The 14,744-nt window shown below is 68.8% G+C and carries 9 protein-coding genes and 1 riboswitch; of the genes, 3 read left to right on the forward strand and 6 right to left on the reverse strand.

Annotated elements, in window-relative coordinates; genetic code table 11:
- From V7Z98_RS02235 to V7Z98_RS02250, 4 genes are all read right to left on the reverse strand, one after another.
- The gene (locus tag V7Z98_RS02235) at window positions 1-2,868 is read right to left on the reverse strand and encodes a bifunctional diguanylate cyclase/phosphodiesterase (protein ID WP_334156828.1); all 2,868 of its coding nucleotides are present in this window, start codon (window positions 2,866-2,868) and stop codon (window positions 1-3) included.
- A 127-nt stretch (window positions 2,869-2,995) separates the two neighbouring features.
- Window positions 2,996-3,148 carry a DUF2474 domain-containing protein gene (locus tag V7Z98_RS02240; RefSeq protein WP_334156829.1) on the reverse strand — a complete coding sequence of 51 codons (153 nt, stop codon included), beginning with the start codon at window positions 3,146-3,148 and terminating at the stop codon, window positions 2,996-2,998.
- Between the two features lie 19 nt (window positions 3,149-3,167).
- Complete coding sequence (cydB, locus tag V7Z98_RS02245) at window positions 3,168-4,172, reverse strand: cytochrome d ubiquinol oxidase subunit II (RefSeq protein WP_293259499.1); 1,005 nt, start codon at window positions 4,170-4,172, stop codon at window positions 3,168-3,170.
- A gap of 2 nt (window positions 4,173-4,174) precedes the next feature.
- Complete coding sequence (locus V7Z98_RS02250; protein WP_334156830.1) at window positions 4,175-5,626, reverse strand: cytochrome ubiquinol oxidase subunit I; 1,452 nt, start codon at window positions 5,624-5,626, stop codon at window positions 4,175-4,177.
- A gap of 421 nt (window positions 5,627-6,047) precedes the next feature.
- Here V7Z98_RS02250 and V7Z98_RS02255 point away from each other — a divergent pair, with 421 nt between their 5' ends.
- The 3 genes from V7Z98_RS02255 (at window position 6,048) to V7Z98_RS02265 (ending at window position 9,464) form a co-directional block, all read left to right on the forward strand.
- Window positions 6,048-6,986: a nucleoside recognition domain-containing protein gene (locus V7Z98_RS02255; protein WP_334156831.1), complete on the forward strand. Its 939-nt coding sequence runs from the start codon at window positions 6,048-6,050 to the stop codon at window positions 6,984-6,986.
- Window positions 6,987-7,073: 87 nt separating this feature from the next.
- A riboswitch (FMN riboswitch) is annotated at window positions 7,074-7,224 on the forward strand.
- Window positions 7,225-7,362: 138 nt separating this feature from the next.
- The gene (ribB, locus tag V7Z98_RS02260) at window positions 7,363-8,034 is read left to right on the forward strand and encodes a 3,4-dihydroxy-2-butanone-4-phosphate synthase (RefSeq protein ID WP_334156832.1); all 672 of its coding nucleotides are present in this window, start codon (window positions 7,363-7,365) and stop codon (window positions 8,032-8,034) included.
- Window positions 8,035-8,282: 248 nt separating this feature from the next.
- A complete protein-coding gene (locus V7Z98_RS02265; RefSeq protein WP_334156833.1) occupies window positions 8,283-9,464 on the forward strand; it encodes an acetylornithine transaminase in 1,182 nt (393 codons plus the stop codon).
- Window positions 9,465-9,655: 191 nt separating this feature from the next.
- On the opposite strand, the gene V7Z98_RS02270 is transcribed toward V7Z98_RS02265, so the two are convergent.
- Complete coding sequence (locus V7Z98_RS02270; RefSeq protein WP_334156834.1) at window positions 9,656-12,667, reverse strand: HD domain-containing phosphohydrolase; 3,012 nt, start codon at window positions 12,665-12,667, stop codon at window positions 9,656-9,658.
- Between the two features lie 98 nt (window positions 12,668-12,765).
- Complete coding sequence (locus V7Z98_RS02275) at window positions 12,766-14,688, reverse strand: potassium transporter Kup (RefSeq protein ID WP_293259481.1); 1,923 nt, start codon at window positions 14,686-14,688, stop codon at window positions 12,766-12,768.
- Window positions 14,689-14,744: the final 56 nt, after the last annotated feature.

Below are 14,744 nucleotides of genomic sequence, written 5' to 3' on the forward strand. Positions count from 1 at the left end.
TTAGGCACTAGCCTCCACCGGCGCCAGCAGCCGGCCCAGCTCGTCCCCGGACATGGGCCGGGCCATCAGGAAGCCCTGCATCAGGGTGCAGCCCTGGGCGGCGAGGAAGGCGCGCTGGGCTTCGGTTTCGACGCCCTCGGCGACGGTGGTCAGGCCGAGCAGGCGGGCGATGCCGATGATGGCGCTGGTCAGCGCCGCGTCCTCGCTGTCGTCGGGCAGGGCCTGGACGAAGGAGCGGTCGATCTTCAGGGTGTCCAGGTCGAAGCGCTTCAGGTACGACAGGCTGGAATAGCCGGTGCCGAAGTCGTCCAGGGCCAGGCGCACCCCCAGGGCCTTCAGTTCGGCCAGGGTGGTGGTGTGGCGGGGGCCGTCTTCCATCAGCATGGATTCGGTCAGTTCCAATTCCAACCAGCGGGGTTCCAGCCCCGTCTCGGCCAGGACGTCGGCCACCAGCCCCGTCAGGCGCACCTGGCGGAACTGGACGGCGGACAGGTTCACCGCCACCGGGATCGGTTTCAGCCCCTGGTCCTGCCAGGCCTTGGCCTGGCGGCAGGCTTCGCGCAGCACCCACAGGCCCAGGGGCAGGATCAGGCCCGTGTCCTCGGCCACCGGGATGAAACGGGCCGGCGGGACCAGGCCCTGCTCCGGGTGCTGCCAGCGCACCAGGGCCTCGCAGCCGGTCAGTTCGCCGCTTTGCAGGTCGTACTGGGGTTGGTAGTGGAGGAACAGTTCGTTGCGCGTCAGGGCCTGGCGCAGACTGTTTTCCAGGGCTAGGCGTTCGGACACCCGGGCGTTCATTTCCGGGGTGAAGAACTGGTAGTTGTTGCGCCCATTTTCCTTGGCGCTGTACATGGCGGCGTCGGCGTTCTTGAGCAGGGTCGGGCCGTCGTCGCCGTCCTCCGGATAGACAGCGATGCCGATACTGGGGGTAACGGCCAGTTCGTGGGCGCCCACCGCCAGGGGCTGGCTGAGGGCCACCAGCAGTTTTTCCGCCACGCTGGCGGCCCGGTCCGGCACGTCCAGGTTGGGCAGCAGGACGACGAACTCGTCACCCCCCAGGCGGCTCACCGTGTCGCTGGCACGCACGGTGGCGGACAGGCGCTCGCCCACCAGGCACAGCACCTGGTCGCCTACGGCGTGGCCCAGGGAATCGTTGATGTTCTTGAAACGGTCCAGGTCGATGAACAACAGGGCCATGCCCGTGCCGGCGCGCTGGGCGGCGGCGATGGACTGGCCGAGCCGGTCCAGCAGCAGCACCCGGTTGGGCAGGTTGGTCAGGGCGTCGTATTCGGCCATGTGCCGCACCTGGGCCTCGGCGGCCTTGCGCTCGGTGATGTCGGAGAAGGCGGCGATGTAGTGGGTCACCGTCCCGGCGTCGTCCCGCACCGCGCTGATGTTGAGCCACTCGGGAAAGAGCGAGCCGTCCTTGCGGCGGTTCCAGATTTCCCCGGACCAGGTGCCGGTCTCGTTCAGCTCCCGCCACAGGGTGTTGTAGAACTCGGGGGGATGGCGGCCCGACGAGAACATGCTCGGGTTGCGCCCCACCACCTCGTCCACCCGGTAGCCGGTGATGGCGGTGAAGGCCCGGTTCACCGTCAGGATGCGGTTCCGGGCGTCGGTGATGACGATGCCCTCGTTGCCGCTTTCGAACACCTGGGCCGCCAGGCGCAGCTGCTGGGCGTTCTCGGTGAGCTGGGCGTTGCGCGTCTCGATGTCATCCCGGTAGGCATGGAGGATGCGGCCCAGCCAGCCGGAGAAGAACAGAGAGAAGGCCAGGGTGGCGGACGCCGCCAGGGCCAGCACCAGCAGGGTGGTGGTGACGTGCTCGCGCACGCTCGCCGCCAGTTCGGTCTGGCCGCGTTGCACCGTGTCCGCCAGGTCGTCCAGGTACACCCCGGCCACCAGCACCCAGCCCCAGGAATCCACGGGACGGACCACCGAAAGCTTGGGCGTGAGCCGGCCGCTGTCGGGGCGCAGCCAGTCGTAGCGCGCCACGCCGCCGCCGGTCTTGGCCAGGTCGAGCAGCTGGCCCACCACCCGGCGCTCGGCATCGCTGCCCAGCCGGCTCACGGCGACGCCTTCCGACTGGGGATGGGAGGGGGACACCAGCACCCGGCCGTCCCGGTGCAGCACCGCCAGGTAGCCGTTCTTGCCGAAGCGCACCGAGCGCAGACGCACCAGGGCCTCCTGGCTCAGCTGCTGCTCCATGTTGGACAGGTAGTCGCCGGCGCCGATGATCCAGCCGAAGGGCTCGAAGCGGCGCACGTAGGTGATCTTGTCGGCCATTTCCCGGGGGTTGCCCGGGGCGTACCAGCGGTAGCGTGAGAAGCCGGCCCCGGAGGCGGAGGCGTCGATCAGCCCACGCATGATGTAGGTGCCGGCGTCGTCCCGGTTGTCGAGCAGGGAGGAGCCCTCCCGATCCGGGGAAATGGGCAGCAGCACGCAGTTGCCCTTGAGATCGTCGATGAAGAAGTAGCCCCGGCCGTCGAAGAAGCGCATCGGGCGCAGGGCCTCGGCGGCCAGGCGGCGGATCTCGGCCTCGGGACGCCGCCCCTTCTCCTGGCGGTAGAGGGCCTCCACCACCTGGAAGGCCTGGTCCACTTCGGCCTTCAGGCTCTCCTTGAGGACTTCCTCGGTGCGGGAGCGGACGAACTCCAGGTAATTGCGGTTCGAATCAAGCTCGGCCTCCAGCAAGGACTGCTGCTGGGCCAGGGTTTCCCGCTCCAGCCCGGCCATGCCGGCCTGGAAGTCGCGCACGTGCTGCCAGGTGAAATAGAGCCCCATCCCCAGGGTGAAGACCAGGACGAGGGCGAGCATGCCGAACAGTTGGAGCCGGGGAAGGGACTTCTCGTTGATTCCGGAGAGCACGAAGTATTTATTTTAGATATAGCTAAGGTCATATTTTATAATTACTTTACCCCCCCTCCGGTAGGAAATACGTTACTGCTCCGGCGATTTTCTTGCGCCGCCCCATTTCATGCTGCTTTCCCCCGGCTCAGGAATGGAACCCGGCGGCCCGCATCACCAGCCGCAGCAGCCACGCGCAAGTGCCCAGGGCGGCCACGCTGGCCGTCCAGATCAGGGCCAACCAGCCGATCCGTCGGGCCCAGACCGCGAGCCCCGGACGGGCCCGGTCGCCAGGGCTCATCGCCACTCCCCACCGTGCATCAGTGGTACCCCTCGCCGTGCCGGACCTTGCCGCGAAAGACGTAGTAGGACCAGACGGTGTACATCAGGATGAAGGGAATGATGAACAAGGCCCCCACCAGGGCGAAGCCCTGGCTCTGGGGCGGCGCCGCCGCCTGCCAGATGCTGATGCCGGGCAGGATGTTCGGCCAGACGCTGATGGCCAGGCCGCTGTAGCCGAGGAACACCAGCCCCAGGGCGTAGAGGAAGGGCGCCGCCGCCGGCTCGCGCGGGAGGGAGCGCACCAGCCCGACCATGGCCAGGACCACCAGCAGCGGCACCGGCGCGAACCAGGCCAGGTTGGGCCAGCTGAACCAGCGCTCGGCGATATGGGGCTGGGCCAGAGGCGTCCACACGCTGATCGCCACGATGGCCGCCAGCAGCAGCCCCACCAGGGGGCGGGTCAGGGCCAGCATGCGCCGGTACAGATCGCCCTCGGTCTTCATGATCAGCCAGGTGCTGCCGAGCAGGGCATAGGCCACCACCACCCCGACGCCGCAGAACAGCGGGAAGGGCGCCAGCCAGTCCAGGGGGCCGCCGGCGAAGGCGCGACCGTCCATCCTGATGCCGTCGATGTAGGCCCCCAGCACCACGCCCTGGAAGAACGAGGCCGCCAGGGAACCGCCGATGAAGGCCTTGTCCCAGACGTGGCGCTCCCGGTCGTTGGCCTTGAAGCGGAACTCGAAGGCCACGCCGCGGAAGATCAGCCCGAGCAGCATGAACACCAGGGGCAGGTAGAGAGCGCTGAGGACCACCGCGTAGGCCAGGGGAAAGGCCGCCAGCAGGCCGGCGCCGCCCATCACCAGCCAGGTCTCGTTGCCGTCCCAGACCGGCGCCACGGTGTTCATCATCACGTCCCGGTCGTGCCGGTCGGGGACGAAGGGGTAGAGCAGGCCGATGCCCAGGTCGAAGCCGTCCATGACCACGTACATCATCACGCCGAACAGGATGATGCCGGCCCACAGCAGGGAAAGATCGATGCCCATGGTCAACTCCTCCCCGCCGTCGCCGCGGTGCCAACAGGCAGGGGCGCCCGCGCCTCGTCGTCGCCCACCGCCGACAGGGGCCGGGCCGGGGTGCGCTCCAGGCCGGGTCCGCTCTCCGGGTGCGGGTCGCCCTCGTGGGGCTGGGGGCCCTTGCGCACCAGACGGAACATGTAGGCGATACCCACGCCGAAGACGAAGAAATAGGTGATCACGAACAGGCCCAGGGACAGGGTCAGTTCCGGCACGCCGTGGGGCGTCACCGCGTCGGCGGTGCGCAGCACCCCATACACCACCCAGGGCTGGCGGCCCGCCTCGGTGGTGATCCAACCGGCGAGCAGGGCCACCAGCCCGCTCGGCCCCATCCACAGCACGGCGCGCAAAAAGGCCCGGGAGCGGTACAGGCCGCCGCCCCGGCGCAACACCAGCCCCCACAGTCCAAGCAAGATCATCAGCAGGCCCAGGCCGACCATGACGCGGAACGACCAGAACAGCAGGGTGGCGTTGGGCCGGTCCTCCGGCGGGAATTCCTTGAGCCCCTTGATCTGGCCGCCCCAGGTGTGGGTCAGGATCAGGCTGCCCAGACGGGGGATCTCGACGGCGTAACGGGTCTCCTCCCGGGCCATGTCCGGCCAGCCGAAGGCGATCAGGGGCAGGGCCTCGTCGCCCCGGTTCTCCCAGTGCCCTTCCAGGGCGGCGATCTTGGCCGGCTGGTGCTCCAGGGTGTTGAGCCCGTGCATGTCGCCGATCACCGCCTGGATCGGCGCCACCACTACCAGCAGCCCGAGCGCCATCGACAGCATCTTGCGCAGGGCCGGGTTGTCGTGGCCGCGCCGCAGGTGCCAAGCCGCCGAGGCGGCGACGAACAGGGCAGTGGCAAGAAAGGCGGCCACGCTCATGTGCAGCAGCCGGTAGGGGAAGGAGGGGTTGAAGATCACCGCCAGCCAGTCCGTGGGCACCACCCGGCCATCCAGGATGGCGTAGCCCTGGGGCGTCTGCATCCAGCTGTTGGAGGCCAGAATCCAGGTGGTGGACACCAGGGTGCCCAGGGCCACCATGGCGGTGGAGAGGAAGTGCAGCCCCGGCCCGACCTTGTTCCAGCCGAACAGCATGACGCCGAGAAAGCCGGCTTCGAGGAAGAAGGCGGTCATCACCTCGTAGGCCAGCAGAGGACCGGTGATGCCCCCGGCGAACTGGGAGAAACCGCTCCAATTGGTGCCGAACTGGTAGGCCATGACCAGCCCCGACACCACCCCCATGCCGAAATTGACGGCGAAGATCTTCGACCAGAAGTGGTACAGGTCCCGGTACACCGGCTGCTTGGTACGCAGCCAGCAGGCCTCCAGCACCACCAGGTAGCTGGCCATGCCGATGGTGATGGCGGGAAAGAGGATGTGGAACGAAACGGTGAAGGCGAACTGGAGCCGGGCCAGATCCAGGGCGGAAACATCAGGCATGGCCGTTCCTCCCGAACATCCGGCCGGACAGCCCCGGCCCCTGCCTACTTCCTTGCCCGCAACCTGCGCGGCATCCCAGCCCTCGCCTCTGCCCCGCTCCGGGGGAAACCACCTGCCTGCCCATGAAAGCCTCGCGTGGATGATGACCGACGACCGCCGCCGCTCCGCCCTTCCCCCTGCTGCCGCCCGACCGGCAATGGCAGCGGGGAGGGAAACGCGGGACGCGTCGGCCGCTTGATTGACCCTGGCCCCATCTTTCCGGTTCTGGCTTTTTTGTCACAGTTGGTATCAGCGGCGCCCGGTCCGGCGCATCCGGCCTTCCCTACGGCTGGCGCCCCCCAATAGCCGGCCGGGCCGGCGACTTGGCATAATTACGGCCGACCCGGCGTTGCCGCCGCCCTCCCCTTTTCCGCTCCCCGCCATGGAACTGCTCATCGACGCCATCCTCAAGGCTGGCCGCTCCGCCGTCGAACTGTCCCTCTTCATCCTGCTGCCGGTGATGGTGGTGATGCTCTCCCTGATGCGCCTGCTCGAAGCCAAGGGCGTACTCGACTGGGCCGTGGCGCGCATCGCCCCGCTGCTCAAACCCGTGGGCCTGACCGGCCTCGGCGTGTTCGCCGCCCTGCAGATCAACTTCGTCAGCTTCGCCGCCCCGGTGGCCACCCTGGCCATGATGGACCAGCGCGGCGCCTCGCCGCGCCACCTGGCCGCCACCCTGGCCATGGTGATGGCCATGGCCCAGGCCAACACCACCTTCCCCCTGGCCGCCCTGGGCCTGAGTTACGCGCCGACCCTGCTGCTCTCGGTGCTGGGCGGGCTGGCGGCGGCGGCCGTCACCTACTACGGCTTCGGTCGCCACCTGAGCGGCGCCGAGGCGCCCCTGGACGAGACCCTGCACCACCGCACCGCCGAGGACGCCAAGGGGGTGCTGGACGTGATCAACCACGCCGGGGCCGAAGCCTTCAAGATCGCCGTGGGCTCGATCCCGATGCTGGTGCTGTCCCTCACCGTGGTGATGCTGCTGCGCGCCTTCGGCGCCATCGACCTGCTCACCGCCCTGCTCGGCCCGGCCATGGCCGCCCTGCACCTGGACCCGGCCCTGATCCTGCTCACCCTGACCAAGGTGCTGGCCGGCGGCACCGCCATGATGGGGGTGATGGACGAGATGCTGCGCCAGGGCCACGCCAGCGTGCTGCTGCTCAACCAGGGCGCCGGCTTTCTCATCAACCCCCTGGACGTGGCCGGGGTGGCCATCCTCATCTCCGCCGGCAAGCGCGTCGCCGCAGTGTGGAAGCCCGCCGTGCTGGGCGGCTGCATCGGTATCCTGCTGCGCACCGCCGGCCACATCCTGCTCGCCTGAGCCCAGCCCCCATCCCCGTTCTGCTGGGGAGAGTAGAATGGCCGCGCCGCCGCAAGTTGGGGAGTTTTCTCCAACGCCCGGCGGCGCAATCGTCTTCAGGGCGGGGTGGAAGTCCCCACCGGCGGTAAGGTCCCGAATCCTCGGGGCCGAGCCCGCGAGCGCCCGCCATCCGGCGGGGTCAGCAGATCCGGTGCGAAGCCGGAGCCGACGGTCATAGTCCGGATGAAAGAAGACGCAGCCCGGTGGCGGCCTCGGCCGTTGCCGGCGGTATGCCATTGCACCTGCCGGCCCGGCGATCGCCATCGCTTGCCGGTAGAGCCGTGGCGTCGCCGCGCGTCCCCCTGAAACGCCTCCCTTTCATTTCCAGGAGCGTTTCATGTCCGCAGTAGCCAAGCAGTTCCCCCGGGCCGACGAAGCCCAATCCCTCCCCTCCTCCCCTTCGGATGCCGCCGTTGCCGACGCCATCGCTGCCCTGCGCGACGGCCGCGCCGTGGTGCTGCTCGACGACTTCGACCGGGAGAACGAGGGCGACCTGATCGTCGCCGCCGAAGCCATGGACGAGGCCATGATGGCCCTGTTCATCCGCGAATGCAGCGGCATCGTCTGCCTGTGCCTGGACGACGCCCGCATCCGCCGGCTCGACCTGCCGCCCATGGTGGTGCGCAACGAGAGCCGCCACGGCACCGCCTTCACCGTCAGCATCGAGGCCAAGGTGGGCGTCACCACCGGCGTCTCGGCCGCCGACCGGCTCACCACCATCCGCGCCGCCATCGCCCCGGACGCCACCCCCGCCGACCTGGCCCGCCCCGGCCACGTCTTTCCCCTGCGCGCCCATTCCAAGGGCGTGCTCGGGCGGCGCGGCCACACCGAGGGCTCGGTGGATCTGGCGCGACTGGCCGGGTTCGCCCCGGCGGCGGTGCTGTGCGAGCTGATGAACCCGGACGGCACCATGATGCGCGGCGTCGCCCTGGAGGCCTTCGCCGCCGCCCACGGTTTTCCCCTCCTGACCATCGCCCAGCTGGCGGAGTACCGCCAGGTCCACGGCTAGGAACCACGCAAGCCGCCCGGCGGGGAACCAGCCGCGAAGCTGGCGCAAAACCGTCATCCCGGCCGGGCAAACTATGGCAAAGTGCACGGCATGATCCGCACTCACCTCACCGGACTGCCGCTGCCCGCCGAACGACGCCGCCGCCCCCATGGCGGCCGCCGCCCGCCGCTCGTCCCCCGTTGAGGGTTTGCCCGCTTTCCCCCCAGGCCACGGCATTCCCGTGGCCTTTTTCATTGATGGAGACTTCCATGGATTTTTCCCCCGCCGACGCCCAGCCCCTGATGTGGATCACCGCCCGCCCCGACCTGGTGTTCGTCGAGGGGCGAGGCTCCTGGCTCACCGACCACCGGGGCAAGCGTTACCTGGACTTCGTCCAGGGCTGGGCGGTGAACTGCCTGGGCCACGGCCACCCGGCCATTGTCGACGCCCTGACCACCCAGGCCGGCAAGCTGATCAACCCCAGCCCGGCCTTCTACAACGAACCGTCCCTCAAGCTCGCCCGGGGGCTCACCGAGCACTCCTGCTTCGACCGGGTGTTCTTCGCCAGCACCGGGGCCGAGGCCAACGAGGGGGCCATCAAGCTGGCGCGCAAATGGGGCAAGGTGCACAAGGGCGGCGCCTTCGAGATCGTCACCTTCAACGGCAGCTTCCACGGCCGCACCCTCGCCACCATGTCCGCCTCCGGCAAGCCCGGCTGGGACACCCTGTTCGCCCCCCAGGTGCCCGGCTTCCCCAAGGCCACCCTCAACGACCTGGCCTCGGTCGAGGCCCTGATCGGCCCCGACACCGTGGCGGTGATGCTGGAACCGGTGCAAGGCGAAGGCGGCGTGGTGCCCGCCAGCGCCGAATTCCTCCAGGCCCTGCGCCGCCTCACCCTTGAGCGCGGCCTGCTGCTGATCGTGGACGAGGTGCAAACCGGCATGGGCCGCATCGGCACCCTGTTCGCCCACCAGCACGCCGGTATCGAACCGGACATCATGACCCTGGGCAAGGGCATCGGCGGCGGCGTGCCCCTATCGGCCCTGCTCGCCAAGGAAGCGGTGTGCTGCTTCGAGGCCGGCGACCAGGGCGGCACCTACAACGGCAACCCGCTGATGGCCGCTGTCGGCGTGGCGGTGCTCGACACCCTCACCGCCCCGGGCTTCCTCGCCGAAGTCGCCGCCCTGGGGGACTACCTGGGCGCCAAGCTGCGCGAGCTATCCGATGAACTGGGCCTGAACGGCGAGCGCGGCCAGGGCCTGCTGCGCGCCCTGCTGCTCGCCGACGAGCGCGGCCCGGCGGTGGTGGAGGCCGCCCGCAACCTGGCCCCCGAAGGCCTGCTGCTCAACGCCCCCCGCCCCCACCTGCTACGCTTCATGCCGGCCCTCAACGTCACCCGTAACGAGATCGACCGGATGATCGAACAACTGCGGCCGCTGCTGGCGAAGTAAGGCGCAAGGAAGGGACCGTGCCGTTGCCGGTGCGGCCCCTTCCTGTATCTGTATCGCTGGTCGTTATGGGTGACGGCTAAAGTGCCGCGGCATCAGGTGGCGGTGCGTGCCGTGCCCTGCCATGCCGCAAGCCCCCTTGTTTGGCTGGGAAAGTGCCGACATTCAGAACTTTTGAATACGCCCCCTGCCCCCTACCCCGCCAACGCCCGCTCCACATCCACCGCGTCGATCTGTTCCGGGCGCAGGTAGCGCTCGGCGTAGCGGCGGTAAACGCCCGAGGTGAGGAACAGGGCGAACAGGTCCGGGTCCACATGCCGGTCCCGGGCCATGCGGGCCATGATCGCCACCGACTCGGACAGGGTCTTGCCCTTCTTGTAGGGGCGGTCCACCGCGGTGAGGGCCTCGAAGATGTCGGCAATGGCCATCATGCGCGCCTCCAGGCTCATCTCGTCCCGGGTCAGGCGTTTCGGGTAGCCCCGGCCGTCCATCGTCTCGTGGTGGCCGCCGGCGATTTCCGGCACCCGTTTCAGGTGGGCGGGGAACGGCAGGCGCGACAGCATGACGATGGTCTGGACGATGTGATCGTTGATCTTGTAGCGCTCCTCGTCGGTGAGGGTGCCGCGCCCCACAGCCAGATTGGTCAGTTCGCCCCGGTTGTACTTGTAGGGCGGCACGTCGAGCTTGAAACCCCAGGGGTTGTCCGCCGGCATGCGGTCGGCTTCGCCGCGCTCGATCAGGTGCTCAGGCTTATCGGCGAGCAGGGGCTCCAGCACCGGCAGCCTGGGCTCCGGGATGCGTGACTTGCGCTGCCGCTCCTCCCAGGAGATGCCGAGGCGGTCCGACAGGGTGCGCCGCCAGGTGCGTGCTGCGATGCCGCGCAGCCGCTCGATGCGTTCGGGGGCCATGAATTCGCCGCCCTCGTTGCATTCGGCGACGAAGGCGAAATCCGCGTCCAACCGGGCCTGCTCGGCATCCCGCTCGCGCCGGGCGAAGCCTTCGTCGTCGCCCCGGGCCAGGGCCTGCCAGTAGGCCAGCTCGGCGTCGCGCTTGAGCACCTCGAAGCGCATGCGCACCTCGTGGATGCGGTCGTACAGGGTTTCCAGCTTGGTGGCCTTGTCCACCACGTATTCCGGGGTGGTGACCTTGCCGCAATCGTGCAACCAGGCGGCGATGTGCAGGGCCTCCCACTGGTCGTCGTCCAGGGCGTAATCGGCGAAGGGCCCGGCATTGGCCTCGCAGGCTGCCCGGGCCAGCATCTTGGTCAGTTCCGGCACCCGCTGGCAATGGCCGCCGGTGTAGGGGCTCTTGGCGTCGATGGCGCCGGCCAGCAGCTTGATCAGAGCTTCGAGCAGGGCCTTCTGGCCGAGCAACAGGCGCTGGTTCTCGATGGCCACCGCGGCGGCCCCTGACAGCTGCTCGATGAACGACACCAGATCCTGCCCCGGGGCCTCTTGGTCCTGTTCCCGGTACAGGCAGAGCACGCCGATCACCTGGCCGCCCCGGTTCTTGAGCGGCACCGCCACCAATTGCAGGGGAGCGTCCCCCAGGGCCGCGCGCAAGGGGCCGGCGGGTACAGCCGCCGGCAGCAGGTTGGACAGGGAGGTGGCGCCGTTGCGGGCTACCCCGGCCACCGAGTCGAGGCGCGGGTCGGTGCCGTCCAGCGTAATGGCGTCGAGGCTGGCGAGCAGTTCGGCCTGGGCTTCGTCCTCCCCTTCGGGCACGGCCTCTACGCCCGCCGCTGCGCCGCGGCGCACCGCCTCGGGCACCAGGCAGCCCTCGTCGTCGCTGACCAGGTAGAGAACGCCAGCCCGGGCATCCACCGCGTCCACCGTTTCCTTGAGCACCCGCTGCACCAGCCGGCCGAAGTTGCGCTCGGCGGCCAATGCGGCGCTGATGTCGAGGAAACGGCGGATGGTACGCCGGGTGCGCCCCAGGGTATCCGACAGTTCCTGGACCTCCCGCACCATGGACTGGACCTGGGCCGTCTCGGAGAAGCGGAAGCGGCGGATGTCCCGGGTCTGGGCAGTCAGAGTGCGCAGGTCCTTGGACACCCGGCGCGACACGTACAGGGTGAGGGGCACGGTCAGCACCAGGATGAGCAGGGTGATCAGGCCCTGGTGGGCCAGGTGGCGGCGGGCATCCACCAGCAGTTCGTCCTCCGGCGCCGCCACCGCCAGGTAGGTGGCCTTCTCGCCCTGGCCGTCGATGCGGCGGATCAGCACGTTCCAGTCCTGGCGCTCGGTGGACAGGGTCAGAGGCTGGTCGAGGCGGCCTTCATGGAAGGCCTTTTCCACTTCGCCCATCACCGGACTGCCGACTTCGGCCAGGGACTTGCGCAGGAGCTGCCCGCCCAGGTCGCCGCGCACCAGCCGCACCGGGCTGGAAAAAGCCACCAGATTGGCGTCGGCGTCGAACAGGGCCAGTTCCGAAGATGGAGTGGTGCGCGAGGCGGTGAGCAGCAGGGACAGGTCTGCCAGGGTCAGGTCGGCGCCGACCACCATCCCCGGGCGCCCGCCACGCCGGGCGATGCTCTGGCCCACGTCCTGGGTGGTGAAGAATACGTAGGGGGCGGTCTGGATGTCGTCGTTGGCGGCCAGGGCCTCCCGGTACCAGAGGCGCCCCCGGGGGTCGTAGAGGTAGTCGCTCCGCTCCCGGTTTTCCAGCACGGTCTGGTCCGCGTCGTGGAAGATGAAGCGGCCGCGCACCTGGCCGCCGGGGCGCTCAACGCTCTGCACCACGTAGCGGGCGTCCCGGGGGGCGCTGAAGGCCTGGCGCTGCTCGGCATTGTCCAGGGGGCGGACCAGGATGAACGCCCCGTCAGCGTAACCGGCATAGACGGCGGAGAGGGCCGGGTTGAGGCGCAGGGTCTCCACCAGCAGGGGCACGGCCAGCATGCGCTCGTCCAGGGTGGTAGCCTCGGCCAGCCGGGAGCGGGAAAGCAGGGAAACGGCGCTGGCAATGGGGCGGCGCAGGCGCTCCAGGCGCTCGCCGGCCTCGACGCCGATCCGCCCGAACACGTCCTGGGCGGCGGTGAGCAGGGTTTCCCGGGCCTTGACGTAGTTGAAGACGCCGATCACCGTCCCCGACAGGAAGATCAGCAGGGTGAACAGCAGGGTGAGGTGGACGTGCAGCGGGAAGAGCCGCCGCGCCCGGGGCTTGCCGGGGGCGGGGGAAACGACGGCCGACGACGAGGATGCATCCATGCCAGCTCCGGAGCGGCGCGCCCCGGGCCGATCCCGGGGTTGCAGCCGTCATTGTAAGGGCAGGATGACAACCGTATAGCCGGTCGCTCCCGCCTTTTTCAGAGCACGACCTGGGTGCCGAGTTCCACGACCCGGTTGGAGGGAATCTTGAAGAAGGAGGTGGCGCTGCCGGCGTTGCGGAACATGGCGATGAACAGCTTTTCCCGCCAGAAGGCCATTTCCGAGCCCAGGCGGGGGATCAGGGTCTCGCGGCCGAGGAAGAACGAGGTCTCCAGCATCTCGAAGGTCAGCCCGGCGTCGGCGCACATGGCCAGGGCGGCGGGGATGTCCGGCTCGTCCTTGAAGCCGTACTGGACCACCACCCGCCAGAAGTTCTCCTTGAGCGGCTTCACCTCGACCCGGTCGATCTCGGGCACGTAGGGCACGTCGAAGACCTTGACGGTGACGATGACGATGCGCTCGTGCAGCACCTTGTTGTGCATCAGGTTGTGCAGCAGGGCGTGGGGCACCGACTGGGGATCGGCGTTCATGAACACCGCCGTGCCCGGCACCCGGGTGGGGGCCCCGGCGGAAATGCTGTCGATGAACATCTCCAGGTTGAGGTTCTCGCCTTTGAGGCGGTCGGACAGCAACTGGCGGCCGCGCTTCCAGGTGGTCATCAGGAAGAACACGCCGGCGCCGGCCACCAGGGGGAACCAGCCGCCGTCGGGAATCTTCAGGATGTTGGCGGCCAGGAAGATCATCTCCACCACCAGGAAGCAGGAGAACAGGGCGATGGCGCGGAACCAGCCCCAGTGCCACACCTGGGCGGCGACGATGATCGCCAGGATCGAGGTGGTGACCATGTTGCCGGTCACGGCGATGCCGTAAGCGGCGGCCAGGTTGTTGGACGACTTGAAGCCCAGCACCAGGATGGCCACGGCCAGGAACAGGCCCCAGTTGATGGCCGGCAGGTAGATCTGGCCTTGTTCCTTCTCCGAGGTGTGCTGCACTTCCATGCGCGGCACGAAGCCCAGCTGCATGGCCTGGCGGGTGATCGAGAAGGCGCCGGAGATGACGGCCTGGGAGGCGATCACCGTAGCCAGGGTGGACAGCCCCACCAGCGGGTAGAGGGCCCAGCCCGGCGCGGCCTTGAAGAAGGGGTTGGAGACGGTGGCCGGGTCCACCAGCAGCAGGGCGCCCTGACCGGCATAGTTGAGCGCCAGGGACGGCAGCACCAGGCCGTACCAGGCCAGGCGGATGGGGCGGCGGCCGAAGTGGCCCATGTCGGCGTAGAGGGCTTCGGCGCCGGTCACCGCCAGCACGATGTTGCCCATGGCGATCAGCGCCATGGCCTTGTTGGCCCACAGGAATTCCAGCCCGTACCAGGGGTTGACGGCCAGCAGCACCGAGGGGTTGCGTACGATGTTGTAGAGGCCGATGGCCGCCAGGGCGAGGAACCACACCATCATCACCGGCCCGAAGGCGATGCCCACGGTGGCGGTACCGCGCCGCTGGACGAAGAACAGCAGGGCCAGCACCACCAGGGTGATGGGCAGGATGTAGGGGGAGAAGGCCGGGGTCGCCACCTCCAGGCCCTCCACGGCGGACAGCACCGAGATGGCCGGGGTGATCACCCCGTCGCCGTAGAACATGGCGGCGCCGAAGATGCCGATGATCAGGATGCTCTTGCGCCCCACGTGGTGCTGGTTGCCTTCACGGCGCGAAGCCAGGGCGATCAGGGCCATGATGCCGCCTTCTCCCCGGTTGTCGGCGCGCATGATGAAGGCCACGTACTTGAACGAGACGATGATGATCAGCGCCCACAGGAAGAGGGACAGGCTGCCCAGCACGTTGGCTTCGTTGAGCGGGATGGCGTGGTTGCCGGCAAAGACTTCCTTCACCGAATACAGGGGGCTGGTGCCGATGTCGCCGTACACCACCCCCAGGGCGGCCAGGGACAAGGCGGCCAGGGGCGAGGATGTGCCGTGGCCGGCGGAAGGATTGGGTGTAGCGTTGGCGGACGACCCGACGGCAGACATGACAGCTCCCTGGAGTTTCTTGCGGCGGCGCAACAAAGTCCGCGGATTCTATTACT

Origin of the sequence: Oryzomicrobium sp. (assembly GCF_036820405.1) — a bacterium.
In the GTDB taxonomy this organism is placed as follows: Bacteria; Pseudomonadota; Gammaproteobacteria; order Burkholderiales; family Rhodocyclaceae; genus Oryzomicrobium.

What these genes read in the sequence shown, in the direction of transcription:
- V7Z98_RS02240 (WP_334156829.1), bottom strand. Translation starts at nt 3,148, where the DNA reads ATGAGCCCTGGCGACCGGGCCCGTCCGGGGCTCGCGGTCTGGGCCCGA.
- cydB (WP_293259499.1), bottom strand. Translation starts at nt 4,172, where the DNA reads ATGGGCATCGATCTTTCCCTGCTGTGGGCCGGCATCATCCTGTTCGGC.
- V7Z98_RS02250 (WP_334156830.1), bottom strand. Translation starts at nt 5,626, where the DNA reads ATGCCTGATGTTTCCGCCCTGGATCTGGCCCGGCTCCAGTTCGCCTTC.
- V7Z98_RS02255 (WP_334156831.1), top strand. Translation starts at nt 6,048, where the DNA reads ATGGAACTGCTCATCGACGCCATCCTCAAGGCTGGCCGCTCCGCCGTC.
- ribB (WP_334156832.1), top strand. Translation starts at nt 7,363, where the DNA reads ATGTCCGCAGTAGCCAAGCAGTTCCCCCGGGCCGACGAAGCCCAATCC.
- V7Z98_RS02265 (WP_334156833.1), top strand. Translation starts at nt 8,283, where the DNA reads ATGGATTTTTCCCCCGCCGACGCCCAGCCCCTGATGTGGATCACCGCC.
- V7Z98_RS02270 (WP_334156834.1), bottom strand. Translation starts at nt 12,667, where the DNA reads ATGGATGCATCCTCGTCGTCGGCCGTCGTTTCCCCCGCCCCCGGCAAG.
- V7Z98_RS02275 (WP_293259481.1), bottom strand. Translation starts at nt 14,688, where the DNA reads ATGTCTGCCGTCGGGTCGTCCGCCAACGCTACACCCAATCCTTCCGCC.